Annotated in this window: 15 protein-coding genes; 13 read left to right on the top strand and 2 right to left on the bottom strand. The window is 54.3% G+C overall.

The window, feature by feature from the left end:
• Positions 1-33 precede the first annotated feature (33 nt).
• Positions 34-894 carry a D-amino-acid transaminase gene (locus FAZ14_RS03350; RefSeq protein ID WP_016941173.1) on the bottom strand — a complete coding sequence of 287 codons (861 nt, stop codon included), beginning with the start codon at positions 892-894 and terminating at the stop codon, positions 34-36.
• 480 nt (positions 895-1374) lie between these two features.
• Here FAZ14_RS03350 and alaC point away from each other — a divergent pair, with 480 nt between their 5' ends.
• Together alaC and outS are read left to right on the top strand one after the other, a co-directional pair.
• Positions 1375-2613, top strand: coding sequence for an alanine transaminase (gene alaC, locus FAZ14_RS03345; protein WP_016941172.1), 1239 nt, complete (start codon positions 1375-1377; stop codon positions 2611-2613).
• Positions 2614-2768: 155 nt separating this feature from the next.
• Positions 2769-3170: a GspS family T2SS pilot lipoprotein variant OutS gene (outS, locus tag FAZ14_RS03340; protein ID WP_016941171.1), complete on the top strand. Its 402-nt coding sequence runs from the start codon at positions 2769-2771 to the stop codon at positions 3168-3170.
• 35 nt (positions 3171-3205) lie between these two features.
• On the opposite strand, the gene gspB is transcribed toward outS, so the two are convergent.
• Positions 3206-3853 (bottom strand): type II secretion system assembly factor GspB, encoded by a 648-nt coding sequence (gspB, locus tag FAZ14_RS03335; protein ID WP_153508014.1) that lies wholly within the window; start codon positions 3851-3853, stop codon positions 3206-3208.
• A gap of 1103 nt (positions 3854-4956) precedes the next feature.
• Here gspB and gspC point away from each other — a divergent pair.
• From gspC to gspM, 11 genes are read left to right on the top strand one after another with little or no spacing between them, the layout of a single operon-like run.
• Positions 4957-5775, top strand: coding sequence for a type II secretion system protein GspC (gene gspC / locus FAZ14_RS03330; protein ID WP_153508013.1), 819 nt, complete (start codon positions 4957-4959; stop codon positions 5773-5775).
• A gap of 1 nt (position 5776) precedes the next feature.
• Positions 5777-7918: a type II secretion system secretin GspD gene (gene gspD, locus FAZ14_RS03325; RefSeq protein WP_016941167.1), complete on the top strand. Its 2142-nt coding sequence runs from the start codon at positions 5777-5779 to the stop codon at positions 7916-7918.
• Positions 7915-9411: a type II secretion system ATPase GspE gene (gene gspE / locus FAZ14_RS03320; RefSeq protein ID WP_016941166.1), complete on the top strand. Its 1497-nt coding sequence runs from the start codon at positions 7915-7917 to the stop codon at positions 9409-9411. The genes gspD and gspE overlap by 4 nt, the downstream gene beginning before the upstream one ends.
• Position 9412: 1 nt before the next feature.
• Positions 9413-10639, top strand: a complete 1227-nt coding sequence (gspF, locus tag FAZ14_RS03315) for a type II secretion system inner membrane protein GspF (protein ID WP_016941165.1) — start codon at positions 9413-9415, stop codon at positions 10637-10639.
• Positions 10640-10672: 33 nt separating this feature from the next.
• Positions 10673-11134: a type II secretion system major pseudopilin GspG gene (gene gspG / locus FAZ14_RS03310; RefSeq protein ID WP_016941164.1), complete on the top strand. Its 462-nt coding sequence runs from the start codon at positions 10673-10675 to the stop codon at positions 11132-11134.
• Between the two features lie 2 nt (positions 11135-11136).
• Positions 11137-11676, top strand: coding sequence for a type II secretion system minor pseudopilin GspH (gene gspH, locus FAZ14_RS03305; RefSeq protein ID WP_016941163.1), 540 nt, complete (start codon positions 11137-11139; stop codon positions 11674-11676).
• A 3-nt stretch (positions 11677-11679) separates the two neighbouring features.
• Positions 11680-12057 carry a type II secretion system minor pseudopilin GspI gene (gene gspI / locus FAZ14_RS03300; protein WP_012885481.1) on the top strand — a complete coding sequence of 126 codons (378 nt, stop codon included), beginning with the start codon at positions 11680-11682 and terminating at the stop codon, positions 12055-12057.
• The gene (gene gspJ, locus FAZ14_RS03295) at positions 12054-12815 is read left to right on the top strand and encodes a type II secretion system minor pseudopilin GspJ (protein ID WP_029456323.1); all 762 of its coding nucleotides are present in this window, start codon (positions 12054-12056) and stop codon (positions 12813-12815) included. Before gspI ends, gspJ begins: the two co-directional genes overlap by 4 nt.
• Complete coding sequence (gene gspK, locus FAZ14_RS03290; protein ID WP_016941161.1) at positions 12812-13906, top strand: type II secretion system minor pseudopilin GspK; 1095 nt, start codon at positions 12812-12814, stop codon at positions 13904-13906. Before gspJ ends, gspK begins: the two co-directional genes overlap by 4 nt.
• Positions 13903-15105 (top strand): type II secretion system protein GspL, encoded by a 1203-nt coding sequence (gene gspL, locus FAZ14_RS03285; protein WP_153508012.1) that lies wholly within the window; start codon positions 13903-13905, stop codon positions 15103-15105. The genes gspK and gspL overlap by 4 nt, the downstream gene beginning before the upstream one ends.
• Positions 15102-15590 (top strand): type II secretion system protein GspM, encoded by a 489-nt coding sequence (gspM, locus tag FAZ14_RS03280; RefSeq protein ID WP_153508011.1) that lies wholly within the window; start codon positions 15102-15104, stop codon positions 15588-15590. Before gspL ends, gspM begins: the two co-directional genes overlap by 4 nt.
• Positions 15591-15660: the final 70 nt, after the last annotated feature.

Genomic DNA, 15660 nt, shown 5'->3' with positions numbered 1-15660 from the left:
GTCGGGGGCCGGTTTGTCAGGCGGATAGGGCGGTTAACGGGTTTGGGCGTGCGCCATCGCGATGTAGATGTCACGCAGGTGGCGAGTGACAGGTCCCGGCTTGCCGTCGCCGACCTGCCGACCATCGATGTTCACCACCGGTAACACGAAGGATGTGGCTGAGGTGATAAATATTTCCCGTGCCTGCCAGGCTTCTTCCGGTGTGAATGGCCGTTCTTCTACCTTGATCTGCTGCTGTTTGGCCAGAGCGAGCAGTGACTGGCGGGTAATACCGTGCAGGATATCGTGACTCAGTGGACGAGTAACCACGGTATTGTCATCCAGCACAATGTAGCAGTTGCAGGAGGTACCTTCGGTGACAAAGCCGTTTTCAACGAGCAGGGCATCATCTGCCTGATGGGCGTGCGCATACTCTTTAGCCATACAGGCCGCCAGTAAACTGACCGTTTTAATATCGCGACGATGCCAGCGAATATCCGGGCAGGTCACCACCGAGAGCCCGGTTTCCGCTTTGGGGTGGGCGATAATAGGGCGAGCCTGGGTGAATAACACCAGCGTTGGTTTGACATCCGCCGACGGAAAGTAGAAATCGCGATCACCGCCATTGCCGCGGCTGAGCTGAAGGTAAATTGAGCCTTCCTCTAGGTGATTTCGTTCGATCAACTGTTGGTGGATGGTTTTCAGGTCATCATTCGACACGGGCAGCGACAAGGAAAGCTCGCGACAAGAACGCTGTAGCCGCACCAGATGTGCATCCATGTCGACTAATCCGCCGTTAATCACCGATGTCACTTCATACACTGCATCAGCAAACAGAAAACCACGATCGAATACCGAAATGGTGGCCTGGGATTCCGGCAGATACTGACCATCAACATAAACCGTACGCTGCATGACAACACTCCTTAATGATGTCGGGCAAAACCATGTCATAACGCCGTATTTGTCGTCCAGGAAACACGACGACTTCAGGCTTGTGGGAAAATTTTAGGAATCGGACGGGCAGTTCTGCCAGCGGCAGTCTGAGGCATCAGGAACAAAGATTGTCGCGCGTCGTAACCGCGCATAAAGATACTGATTTCCCTGACCGGGTGAAAGGGTGTTGCCACAGTCTTTCATAGGAAAAAGCTATGCTGTGGGTGTTGATGGCGTTGGTGTGTCCGATATTCATCGGTGGTGAGTGTCGTCGATATAGGGGGTGTTGAATGGAAATAGCCGGAAAAATCGCCGGATAAATCCCACTCGCGCTGGGAAAAAAATAATTATCTGTCGCTATCGACAGCCTGGGTTAACTGGGATAGGGTGAATAACGGCCCGTCTCACGGGCCTGCGTCGCTCGGACGGTCCGGGCGCTCACGTTATCCTGAGGATTCTATGGCTGATTCTACTTCTCAGCGCCATTTTGCGCGCATCGATCGTCTCCCGCCTTACGTTTTTAATATCACGGCTGAATTGAAAATGGCTGCGCGTCGTCGCGGCGAGGACATTATTGATTTCAGTATGGGCAATCCAGACGGCCCGACACCACCGCATATTGTCGAAAAACTGTGTACGGTGGCCCAGCGTGAAGACACCCACGGCTATTCCACATCACGGGGTATCCCGCGGTTGCGTCGGGCGATTTCCCGCTGGTATGCCGAGCGTTATCAGGTCGAGATTGATCCCGAAAGCGAAGCGATAGTCACAATCGGTTCCAAAGAAGGGCTGGCACATTTGATGCTGGCGACGCTGGATCATGGCGACACCGTACTGGTGCCGAACCCTAGTTATCCGATTCATATTTATGGTGCGGTTATTGCCGGTGCGCAGGTGCGCTCAGTGCCGTTGATCGAGGGTATCGATTTCTTCAACGAGCTGGAGCGTGCCATCCGTGAAAGTATTCCTAAACCTAAAATGATGATTTTAGGTTTTCCGTCTAACCCGACAGCGCAGTGCGTTGAGCTGGATTTCTTTGAGCGGGTTGTGGCGTTGGCCAAACAGTATGGGGTATTGGTGGTACACGACCTGGCGTACGCCGATATCGTTTACGATGGCTGGAAAGCGCCGTCAATCATGCAGGTTCCGGGTGCTAAAGAGATTGCGGTAGAGTTCTTTACGCTATCAAAAAGCTACAACATGGCAGGCTGGCGTATCGGTTTCATGGTGGGTAACCCAGAGCTGGTGAATGCACTGGCGCGAATCAAAAGTTATCACGACTATGGCACCTTCACCCCGTTACAGGTAGCGGCGATCGCCGCACTGGAAGGGGATCAGCAATGTGTGCGCGACATTGCCGAGCAGTATCGCCAGCGCCGTAATGTGTTGGTGCGTGGTCTGCATGAAGCCGGTTGGATGGTGGATGAGCCGAAAGCCTCCATGTATGTCTGGGCGAAAATCCCGGATGCGTACGCGCATTTAGGATCGCTGGAGTTCGCCAAACGATTACTGGCGGAGGCGAAAGTGTGTGTCTCTCCCGGCATTGGGTTCGGTGATTACGGCGACACGCATGTGCGTTTTGCCTTGATCGAAAATCAGGACCGTATTCGACAGGCGGTGCGTGGTATCAAAGCCATGTTCCGTGCCGATGGCATATTGCCCGCCGCTAACGCATTGTCCGGTAATAAGAAAGGGTGATAAGCCTGCCCAGGCTTGCAGAAATATTTTTCTGATGGTTTGATCACGCCGTCCTTTGTCGCTGCTTGTGGCGGCAAAGGGATAATGGTTTGCTAGGCGGATGCCCATGTCGGGCATCCCAGAGATGGAACTTAATCAATAAGACGAGTTGAGTCATGCATGTATCTTCGTTAAAAGTGGTGCTTTTCGGTGTCTGTTGTCTGAGTCTGGCGGCCTGTCAAACGTCCGCGCCGGTGAAAAATGCGGCGTCTCGCAGTACAACCAGCCTGTCGGTTAATGAACAAGTCAGCCAGTTGGCGTCATTGGTGGCGGCCAGTAAATACCTGCGGGTGCAGTGTGAGCGCAGTGACTTGCCGGATGACAGCGTGATCCTGAAAACGGCAATGAAGGTGGCGGCGCAAAAAGGCTGGGATACGACGCGCTATCAATCGTTGCCGCAACTGAGTGAAAACCTGTATCAGGGGCTGCTAAAAGACGGTACGCCCAAAGCCACACAGTGCTCGTCGTTCAACCGCACGATGACGCCATTCCTTGACACCATGCGTACCGTTCGCTGATGAGGCAAGCAACTGCCTGATGTGCAGTTGCTGCACTATTTTTTCGTGGTTCTGATGGTTTTTTCCGGTTTCGACGTTGTTTTCGGCACGGAATCTTCGCCGGCGTCACTTCCTGGTTTCCCGCCCGGCCAATCCTGCAATGAATCCAGAATAAACGGCTCGCCATCGAAGCTGAAGATCACCATATCCTGTTCAATCTGCTCGATAATTAGCCCTGGATACGGGGTGTCGCCTTCCCTATAACGCTCTCCGTTCAGGGTGACGCTGCGTTTGTCCGGGTCGGAGGTATAAACGTGGGCGCTGAAGGCGATAGAGGGTAATTCGCCGGGTTGCGCGGTTTGCCAATGGGCTGGCGATTTTTGTGCTTTTGCTTCTCCTGCGGTATCAGTCGGTTCAGATGAGGTGTCCTGATGATTCACGGCTGTCTGTGCCGGAGGAGGCGCGGTAGTCTCGGTCACCTTGTCATGGGGTGGTGTTGCAAGAGCCGCTGAAGGTGCTGGCGAAGCGGCGATTGCTTCCATAGGCGTTGATGGCGAGTGGATGTCCACCCAGTGCTGATGACCAAACCACCCCAGCATGAACAGCAGCAGCGCGTAAACTGCCAGCAAGTAACCGGGAATGCGGTAGCCTGTTTGGGACGAGGTTGCCTGGGTCGATGATGTTACTTCCGGTGTATTTTTCACGCCTTACCTCAACGGTTATGCAGCCTGACGCTCTTTTGTGAATCCATCTGACAGACCTTGGCAGGAATGCGTATGCCTTATTTTCCTGGGAATGAAAAGGAATAATCAACGCTTCATCCCAGTTATGTGACCTGAATGCCATTTCAACAACATTCTATTACGCTGCTCATTAATGCCGGTAAAAATTTGAGGCTAGTCGCAAAAAAAATGCAGGAATATGTTTTAATGAAACGGCGTTTTACTATCATGATGATGTTGTTTCTTTTTTTGTACACAAAAGAATCACAGGTAGCAGACAGAGTCTAGGAAACCTAAATGACGTCAGGTGATTAAATAACCCGACGTATTTGGAGATGGACCGAATAGCAGGGAGAGAATCAGGGGTAATAAGGCGGTTCATCAAAAGGTTAGCGGAAAATGAATCTCTCACGTGATCGCTTTTTTTAGATAAAAAGACGAGACGTCATTGGCGATAGAAGTCATTTTTGCAAGGAAATTGTATTTTTTATCAGTCAGCAATCTTAGTCATGACATGAAATGAGTCTGTCAATAAAATACGATGCTTTGCAAGACAGAATATTTCTACGTGTTTAAGAAATTTCGGTAATACTTGTATGACCAATGATATCGAGTAGCGACTGAAACAGGGTAGAAAAATGGTTGCTGACTGGAGGATTGTCTTGTCATTAACCTGGGTTATATTGTTGAAGATTTTAGTGCGACCCGGCACGGTATTACAACGTGTCACTCGCCTGGCATAACAGGAAACAGGATGCCTGTCAGCCAGCAACACGACTGTAGACAGGTGTCTCGTACGCACGGCGTGATGGTAAGAAACGCATAAAAATGCGCCAGGCATGCATGCCATCATGTGACCGTGTGGCCTTTCCGGCAAACCAGTTTGAATACATATCGTTACCTGTATGGGTGATGTCTGGTCCGCAGGTAGTAAAACGACAACCAACGCAGAAGCGCTGTTTTTCAGACGTCGCATCCATTTTAAATGGGTGCCATGCCGTTAAACATGGCGCTGTATGGCCCTTATTCCACGTTTGCGAACGTGGCAAGGATAATCGGCGAACGCATAGGGATAATGTTTGCAGATGAATATCTCGACACTGCCACCGTTATCTCCGTCTGCTATCAGACGGATTTTGTTTTATTTGTTGATACTGCTCATTTGTCAGCAACTGGCGATGATTTTCTGGCGCATCGGTTTACCAGAGAATACGCCAGTCGCCAGTGTGCAGATCACCCCGGCTCAAGCCCGTCAACAGCCTGTTACCCTGAATGACTTCACGCTGTTCGGCGTTTCTCCCGAAAAAAATCGCTCGGGCGCGTTGGATGCGTCGCAAATGAGCAATCTTCCCCCCTCTACGTTGAATCTTTCGCTGACCGGTGTGATGGCGGGTGACGATGCGTCCCGATCTATCGCCATTATTAGCAAAGACAATGAGCAGTTTAGTCGCGGTGTTAATGAAGAGGTCCCCGGTTATAACGCCAAAATCGTGTCAATCCAGCCGGATAAAGTGGTGTTGCAGTATCAGGGGCGTTATGAGGTGCTGGGGTTGTATGGTCAGGAAGAGACCGGTGTGGACGGCGTTCCCGGTGCGCAGTTGAATGAGCAGCTTCAGCAGCGTGCTTCCACCGCCATGAGTGATTACGTGTCGTTCTCGCCGGTGATGAACAGCAACAAACTGCAAGGATACCGGTTGAATCCCGGGCCGAAAAGCGACTCGTTCTACCGTGTTGGACTTCAGGATAACGATATGGCCGTTGCCCTGAATGGCCTGGATTTGCGTGACGAAGAACAGGCGAAAAAGGCCATGGAACGTATGGCTGATGTGCATAACTTTACCTTGACGATTGAGCGGGATGGGCAGCGTCAGGATATTTATATGGAATTTGGGGGAGACGAGTAACGTGCTTGGCAAAGGAATAAAAAAAAGCTTGGGGTGGCTGGGGCTAACCGTTCTCCTGCTTGGCTCGCCGTGTGGCTGGGCCGCTGAATTTTCAGCCAGTTTTAAAGGAACCGATATTCAGGAGTTCATCAATACGGTCAGTAAGAACCTGAACAAAACGGTCATTATTGACCCAACAGTGCGTGGCACGATCAGTGTGCGCAGTTATGACATGATGAACGAAGATCAGTACTACCAGTTTTTCCTCAGTGTACTGGATGTTTATGGCTTTTCAGTCGTGCCGATGGATAACGGCGTATTGAAAGTCATCCGCTCTAAAGATGCCAAATCGTCGTCGATTCCGCTGGCGAATAACGAACAGCCCGGTGTGGGCGATGAACTGGTCACACGTGTGGTGCCGCTCAATAATGTGGCCGCCCGCGATCTGGCACCGTTACTGCGCCAACTTAACGATAACGCGGGTGCCGGTACGGTGGTGCATTATGAACCGTCCAACGTGTTGTTGATGACCGGGCGAGCTGTGGTTATCAAACGGTTGGTGGATATCGTCAATACCGTGGATAAAACCGGCGATCGTGAAATGATCACCGTGCCGTTGACCTACGCATCAGCGGACGATGTGGCCAAACTGGTGAACGATCTCAACAAAACGGATGAGAAGAATGCGTTGCCCAGCACCATGCTGGCGAATGTGGTGGCGGATAGCCGTACCAACTCGGTGGTGGTCAGTGGTGAAGAAAATGCCCGCCAGCGTGCGGTAGAGATGATCCGACAATTGGATCGCAAACAGGTGGTGCAGGGCGGCACCAAAGTTATCTACCTCAAGTACGCCAAAGCGTTGGATCTGATTGAAGTGCTGGCCGGTAACGGGACCAGTGGGAGTCGCAATTCATCATCGAACAATTCGTCTTCTTCGCGCTCAGGCAGCAGTACCAACAGAAACGGTAATCTTAGTTCGTCTAATAATTCCTCCAATGCGTCATCTTCCTCCTCATCGTCGTCTTCATCCAGTTCCAGCATGGGGTTTGGTTCTGCGTTTGGTTCAACCAACAGCTCTGGTGGACGCACGATTATGATTCAGGGGAAAGAGGTGACGGTGCGCGCCCATGATCAGACCAACTCACTGATCATCACCGCGCCGCCCGATATCATGCGCGACCTGGAACAGGTGATTAACCAATTGGATATTCGTCGGCCTCAGGTATTGGTAGAAGCGATCATCGCTGAGATTCAGGACGCTGATGGGCTGAACCTGGGTATCCAGTGGGCCAATAATCGCGCCGGGATGACCCAATTCACCAATACCGGCATACCGATTTCAACGGCGGTTATCGGCACCGATCAGTTTCGTAAAGATGGAACACTGACCACGGCCTATGCCAGCGCACTCGGTAGCTTCAACGGTATTACCGCCGGTTTTTATCGTGGCAACTGGTCGATGCTGATGACCGCGTTGTCCAGCGACAGTAAAAACGATGTGCTGGCGACACCCAGCATTGTGACGCTGGATAACATGGAAGCGACTTTCAATGTCGGTCAGGAAGTGCCGGTATTGACCGGATCGCAAACCACGGTGGGTTCAGGAAACAACATTTTTAATACCGTCGAGCGTAAGACCGTCGGTATCAAACTGCGCGTCAAACCACAGATCAACGAAGGCGATTCGGTGTTGCTGCAAATTGAGCAGGAAGTATCCAGCGTGGCAGACAGCAATAGCAGCGCCAACAGTTCACTGGGGGTGACCTTTAATACCCGAACGGTGAATAACGCGGTCATGGTCAGCAATGGCGAAACGGTGGTCGTCGGCGGCTTACTTGATAAATCGACCGATGAAAACAACAGCAAAGTGCCCTTGTTGGGGGATATTCCGGTGCTGGGCAATTTGTTCCGTTCGAAGAGCCAGAGCGTGAAAAAACGCAATCTGATGCTGTTTTTACGACCGACTATCATCCGTGACCCGAAACAATTCCAGGATGCGTCGATCACTAAATACCGCAGTTTTAACAACGAACAGCAACAACAGCGCGGTGAAGGCAGCAGTGTGCTGGATAGCAACACGGTGCGCTTACCCGGTGGCAACACCTACACCTTCCGACAGGTGCAGTCATCCATCGCCGCGTTTTATCAGCCGGAGGGGCGATGAGCGCTCAGCCCGCCCACACGTCTGACTTACGGCCTGTACTGCCGTTTGCGTTTGCCCGGTCACAGCAAATTCTGTTGCTGCAAGATGAGTCGGCAACCGTCGCCGAGGCGGTTTGTGTTCCCGGCACCTCGGCACTGGCGTTACTGGAGGCTCGCCGGGTCGCTGGGGTGGCGTTGGCGGTCAGTCAGGTCAGCCCGGAAGAGTTTGAGCGGCAACTGGTTATGCGTTATCAGCGCGATTCTGAAGAAGCGCGACGCCTGATGGAAGATATCGGTAACGATATCGATTTTTACACGTTGGCCGAAGAACTGCCGGACAGCGATGACTTACTCGATGCCGACGACGACGCACCGATTATTCGGTTGATCAACGCCATGCTCACGGAAGCCATCAAACACAAGGCGTCGGATATCCACATCGAAACCTTTGAGCGCCACCTGCTGATCCGCTTTCGTATTGATGGTGTGCTGCGGGAGATTTTGCGCCCGCAGCGCCAACTGGCGTCATTACTGGTATCGCGTATCAAAGTCATGGCCAAGCTGGATATTGCCGAAAAGCGTGTCCCGCAGGATGGACGTATGGCATTGCGCATTGGCGGCCGGGCTATCGATGTGCGTGTCTCGACCCTGCCTTCTAACTATGGTGAACGCGTGGTGCTGCGTTTGCTCGATAAAAACAGCGTCCGGTTGGATTTGGAAACACTGGGGATGGCGGAACATAACCGTCGTCAATTGGATACGCTGATCCACCGTCCGCACGGCATCATTCTGGTTACCGGCCCTACCGGCTCGGGGAAAAGTACCACCCTGTATGCTGCCTTGAGTCGACTCAACGCTGCCGAACGCAACATCATGACGGTGGAAGATCCGATTGAATATGAACTGGAAGGCATTGGCCAGACCCAGGTGAACCCCAAGGTTGATATGACGTTCGCCCGTGGTTTGCGTGCCATTTTGCGTCAGGACCCGGACGTGGTGCTGGTGGGGGAAATTCGTGACGGTGAAACGGCACAAATTGCGGTGCAAGCGTCACTAACCGGGCATCTGGTGCTATCTACCCTGCATACCAATAGCGCGCTGGGGGCATTGTCCCGCTTGCAGGATATGGGAATTGAACCGTTTCTGCTGTCAACGTCGCTACTGGGTGTGCTCGCACAGCGGCTGGTGCGCACACTCTGCCCGTCATGCCGTCAGCCCTATGCCGTCGATGAGGAACAGGCAAAACAGACCGGACTGGCGGTGGGAACCACACTCTACCATCCCGGTGGGTGCGAGAAGTGTAACTACAGTGGCTATCGCGGTCGTACCGGTATCCATGAGCTGTTGCTGATTGATGACACGGTGCGCACGGCGATTCATCGCGGCGAAAGTGAATTGGGCATTGCCCGGATGCTGGGCGATGGGCGAATCACGATTCGTCAGGATGGTATGGACAAAGTGCTGGCGGGCATCACCACCTGGGAAGAAGTGGTGCGTGTAACGAAAGAGGAATGACATGGCGCTGTTCCAGTATCAGGCATTGAATGCCCAGGGAAAGAAAAGTCAGGGCATGCAGGAGGCGGACTCTGCGCGTCATGCACGCCAACTGCTGCGTGAGAAAGGACTGGTGCCGGTCAGCATTGAGGAGCAGCGCGGCGAAGCCGCTCCGCGCAGTGGTTTTTCGCTGTCGTTGCGCCGTTCCCACCGTATCAGCGCCAGCGATCTGGCCTTGCTGACCCGGCAACTGGCGACACTGGTCGCGGCGGCGTTACCGCTGGAAGAAGCACTCGATGCGGTGGCGAAGCAGAGCGAAAAACCGAAGCTCAGCGCCCTGATGGCGGCGGTACGCGCCAAAGTGGTGGAAGGGCATTCACTGGCTGAAGCGATGGGGAATTTCCCCGGCAGTTTTGAACGGTTGTACTGCGCGATGGTGGCGGCGGGCGAAGCCTCGGGCCATCTGGATGCGGTGTTAAATCGACTGGCGGATTACACCGAACAGCGTCAACAGATGCGTAGCCGTATTCAGCAGGCGATGATTTACCCTTGCGTGTTGACCCTGGTGGCGATTTCGGTGGTGTCTATCCTGCTGTCTGCCGTGGTGCCTAAAGTAGTCGAGCAGTTTATTCACATGAAACAGACGCTACCGTTGTCCACCCGGTTACTGATGAGCGTCAGCGATGCGGTGAGAACCTACGGGCCCTGGGTGGTGTTATTGCTGATGCTGGCGGTCATGGGGCTGCGCGTGTTGTTGCGCCATGAGAAGCACCGTCTGGCGTTCCACCGGCGTTTACTGTTTTTGCCTGTCATTGGGCGGGTTGCTCGTGGTCTTAACACCGCCCGCTACGCACGCACATTAAGTATTTTGAATTCCAGCGCGGTGCCGCTATTGCAGGCGATGCGCATCAGCGGCGATGTACTGACCAACGATTATGCCCGCTTCCGGCTGGGGCAGGCGACTGACGCTGTACGCGAAGGGGTGAGCCTGCACAAAGCGCTGGAGCAGACATCGCTGTTCCCACCGATGATGCGCCACATGATCGCCAGCGGCGAACGCAGCGGCGAACTTGATGGCATGCTGACTCGCGCCGCGGATAACCAGGATCGTGAATTCAGCGCCCAGATGACACTGGCGCTGGGGCTGTTTGAGCCGCTACTGGTGGTGAGTATGGCTGGCATTGTGCTGTTCATCGTGCTGGCTATCCTCCAGCCGATTTTGCAGTTGAATACCCTAATGAGTATGTAGCGAAGATTGATACGTTAATGAGGTAACAAAGAGATGGAACGACGTCAGCGAGGTTTTACCCTGTTGGAAATCATGGTGGTCATCGTCATTCTTGGCGTATTGGCCAGTCTGGTTGTCCCGAACCTGATGGGCAACAAAGAAAAAGCCGACAAGCAGAAAGCCGTCAGCGACATAGTGGCGCTGGAGAGCGCACTGGACATGTACAAACTGGATAACAGCCGTTACCCGACAACCGAACAAGGGCTGGGCGCGTTGGTGAAAAAACCGACCACGCCGCCGGAACCACGAAACTACCCGCAGGATGGATATATTCGCCGTTTACCACAAGACCCGTGGGGAGCCGACTACCAACTGGTTAGCCCTGGCCGCCACGGCAAAATAGACGTGTTCTCCTACGGCCCGGATGGCATGCCGGATACCGATGACGACATTGGCAACTGGAATGTCGGCAATGGTGCGCACAATAACGGTAACAACGGCAACGGGAACCCCTGATTGTGCGACAGCGGGGATTCACGCTGCTGGAAATCATGCTGGTGGTGTTGCTGGCTGGCATAGCCGCCACACTGGTCATGATGGCGATCCCTGCGCCCAGGCAGCAGGACAGCGGCTGGCAGATAGCCCGCTTTAAAGCACAACTGCAATACGCGGTGGAGGACAGCCAGATGAATGACCATATTCTGGGGATTTATCTGCAGCCTCACCGCTGGCAATACGCGCTGTTACAGCGTCAGGTCGTGGAGAATTCGCCAGAAGATCAACAACGTCTGCGCTATGTCTGGGTACCGTGGCAGCCGTACCGCCTGTCTTCACCCAGCGAACTGCCGGCTAGCTTTCAAATTGAACTGTCTACGCAGGCAGGGGCGGCGGGTGATGGTGCCGGTTTTTCGCCGGGCAATGGCGACCCGCATATCCTGATTCTGCCGGGCGGCGAAGTGACGCCTTTTCGTCTGACGTTGCGTAACGGTAATGACTCTGCCTGGCTACAAGTCGATACCAACGGTCAGCTACATACGTCGTCGGAAGCGGAGCGCTAAGGGATGAAACAGCAGGGAATGACGTTGCTTGAAGTGATGGTGGCATTGGTTATTTTCGCGCTGGCGGGGCTGACGGTGTTGAAGACAACCGCGCAGCAGGCCAATAGCCTGGGGCGTCTGGAAGAGAAGACGTTTGCGCTCTGGATTGCGGAAAACCAACAGGCGGTGATGCGGCTGGAAAAACAGTGGCCGCAAACCCAGTGGGTGACGGGGGAGGTGACTTTTGCCGGTTCACAGTGGTTTTGGCGCATTCAGGGGGTAGCCACAGCGGATCCACAGGTACGCGCCATCGATGTTGAAGTGCGCCATGATCGTGACAGCCGCGCTGCAGATGCCGTATTGCGCAGTTATCAGGTTCAGCCGGGGGACCCTGCGCAGTGAAACGTCCAGAAAGAGTGAAACGGCCAGAAAGCGGCTTTACCTTGCTGGAAATGATGCTGGCGCTGGCGATTTTCGCGGCGTTGAGTCTGGCTGCCTCGCAGGTGATGAACGGCGTGATGCATAACGATGAGGCGTCAGCGCGCAAAGAAGCCCGACTGGCAGAACTGCAACGGGGCTTTTCCCTGATGGAGCGGGATTTTTCACAAATCGTTCCGCGTCGTAGCCAAGGCTATGAACTGGGGTTTTACGCTGAGCGTTATCAACTAGGCAGCGCTGATTGGGCAGTCAGCTTCATCCGTAATGGCTGGCTCAACCCGCTGGGCATCATGCCGCGTTCGGAACTACAGCGAGTCGGATACCGGCTACGTGGCGATACGCTGGAGCGGCTGTTTTATGACTCCTCCGAGCCGCTGTCGACGCAGGAGCCTGCGATACGCGCGGTGTTAACCGGCGTCAGTGGTTTCGTCTTGCGCTTTTTCGGCAAGGATGGCTGGCAGGATCGTTGGGATGATACGGCCCATCTGCCGCGAGGTATTGCTATCGTCGTGACCTTGCGGGATTACGGCGACATTACCCGTGTGTTTATGGTGACGCCGCGCTATGTGGCGACGCAAAATCAAAATAAGGCCGGGCAAAACGGCGATAGCCGCGACGACGATAAGAACGTGAGCAGTCAGGAACAACGGTCGCAGGACAATACCGATGGCGAGCAGAACCAGCAGGCCGCACCGGATGATAACAGCGGGGGTGATTCATGAGCCGTCGCCAACGTGGAGTCGCTCTGCTGATCGTGATGTTGATGATGGCATTGATGGTCACTATCGCTGCGTCGATTACGGAGCGCAGCGGTAAAGCCTGGCAACGTACCAGCAATTTACTCAACCGTACGCAGGCCCGCTGGTATGCCCTGGGTGCGGAGGCGCTGATTTCCAGCGTGTTACAGCGTGATGCGAAGGCGTCGCCCCAAAGTACCTTTATCGGCCAGCCCTGGTCTAAAGTGGACCATCAGATAATGTCGGACGGCAGTGAAATTCGCGCCCAGGTGCAGGATGGTCAGGCTTGTCTTAATCTGAATGCGTTGAGCCCGGCAAAGAATACAACGGAGACGGGCGCGTCCGGCAATAGTAGCGGCAACAATTCAACAGGCAGTAACACGAGCAGTAGCAATACAAGCAGCACAAGCAGTAACAGCGGCACAAGTAACAACAGCAGTAGCACCAACAGCGCCAACCCTGAGCAAGGGCCTTATGCCGCGCAGGTTTTTCGCCAGCTATTGATGGTGTTGGGGGAGGAGCCTAAGCAGGCGGAGCGCATCACCGATGCGGTGCGCGATTGGATTGATGAGGATAGCGAGCCGTTGATGAACGGTGCGGAAGACGACAGCTATGTCAACTTTCATCCTGGTAACCAGCGCATGGCGGATGTTTCAGAGCTGCGGGCGGTCATGGGGGTGGATGCGGGGTTATACCGTCGGTTATTGCCTTATGTCTGCGTTCTGCCGGTGGACAAGCTGGCTATCAACGTGAATACGTTGACGCCAGACAGCGCGCCGTTGCTATCGGCGTTATTCATGGGCGAAATCAGTCGGGATATCGCTGAGCGCATTTTGCAGCAACGACCACCGCAGGGGTGGCGCAATCTGAATGATTTTATGGGGATGTTGACGCTGTCGGGAAATGGTAAGACTGGCGCTCGCCAGGTGCTGGTGATAAAGAGTGACTGGTTTTTTGCTGATATCCAGATACGGGTGGACGACAGTGAATTCTATCAACGCAGCCTGTTTCACCGCGGTAAACAGACTGAGGTAGTACAGCGTCAGTACGGGGGATATAGGACGGTGAACCCATGAATAAGGCCGAAAATATCAGCGGCAAACAACAACTGATTTTGCGGTTACCGACAGAAGCCTCCGGCAGTCTGGAGTGGCTTATCTGGTCTGTCAGCCGTCACCAGACGCTGTCCAAAGGTACGGGCACGCTGGAGAGCCTTCAGTCAGCGTTGGCGGATTATCCGGTCATGTCGGTACGGGCACTGGTGCCGTCCACGGATGTGACGCTGCATAACCTGTCATTACCACGCCAGTCGCGTCGGCAACTGTTACAGGCGATTCCATTTATGTTGGAAGAGCAGGTAGCAAGCGATATTGACCAGTTGCATTTTGCCGTTATGGACATGCAAGGGGATACCGCAACAGTGGCCGTAGTGCAAAAGTCACGTTTGCAGGCGTGGCTGACGTTGTGCGAGGAACTGGGCGTGCCGCTAGAAACCATCATGCCGGATGTGATGGCATTGCCGCGTGCCGATAGCGCCTGGAGCGCCATTAGCCACCAGAATCTGTGGTTATTCCGCCAGGATACCGGTATTGGCATGGCCGCTGAGGAAAGCTGGTATCAAGCGTTGTTGTCCAGTTTTCAGCCGTTGCCCGCCGTACACTGCTACAGCCCGGTACCTGCGTCGGCACTCACCTGGCAACCACAACCGGTAACCGATTTACTGACACTGGCGGCACAAGCGACCTTGCCGATGAGTATGGATTTGCGGCAGGGGGAGTATGCGCCGGTGAAGCCCTGGAAACAGGCGCTGTTGCCGTGGCGCAATGTGCTGATTGCCTTGTCGGCCTGGTTGTTGCTGGTGTTGGGGGAATCGGTCTGGACCCATTATCAACTGTATCGCCAGGCGGACTACTGGCGTCAGGAAAGCGTGCGGGTATACCGCAAATTGTTCCCGGATGAAAAACAGGTGGTTAACCCGCGTGCGCAGATGCAACGCCATTTGCAGGACGTGCGCACAGGGGGCAGTGGCTTTGCCTTGACGGAACAGATGAACCGGTTGCAGCAGTTAGTGGCGCAGAATGACGGCGTGTCGTTGCAGTCGTTGTCGTACGATCGCAGCCGCGATGAACTACGGCTCAGCCTGCGTGCCACGTCCTATGCGCAGATGGAGCAGTTCCGTCAGCAGGCTCAGGCGTATTTCCAGATCCCGCCGGGGGAAATGAAGCAGGAAAAAGACCATGTTGAAGGCCAGTTAACCTTGAGGAGTCAGCCATGAATGAGTTACGTCGTCGCTGGCAGATAATGAGCCAGCGCGAGCGGATGATGATGCTGGCGTGTGGCGGTCTGGTGGTACTTTGCCTGTTGTATTATCTGATCTGGTCACCCTGGCAGGAGAGTGCGCGGCAATGGCAGATGACTATCGATCGTGAGCGCCAGACCGTGCGTTGGATGCAACAGCAAGCGCCACGGTTACCGCCGCCGGAAGGCGCACGGCGACAAATCGCCGGTCGTGACATCAGCCTGACGGTGCTGGTACCACAAAGCGCGGCCCGTTTCGGCATTACTGTACTGCGTATGCAGCCGCAGGAGTCGCAGATGTCGGTAACGCTGGCCCGTAGCGACTTTAATAACCTGCTGCACTGGCTGGCCGAACTGGAGCAGAAAAACGGCGTGATTACCCAGGGGATGGATGTGACCGCCGTACCCAACAGTCCAGGCATCGTAGAAGTGACTCGTTTGTCGCTGGAGCGGGTACTGTAACTGGAGTGGGTATTGTAACTGGTACTGTAACGGATCAATCCGCGAGTCAGCCGCACTGCGCGCTGGCTCG

The organism is Dickeya oryzae, from assembly GCF_009372235.1.
In the GTDB taxonomy this organism is placed as follows: domain Bacteria; phylum Pseudomonadota; class Gammaproteobacteria; order Enterobacterales; family Enterobacteriaceae; genus Dickeya; species Dickeya oryzae.
This window is presented reverse-complemented; position numbering and strand designations above follow the sequence as displayed.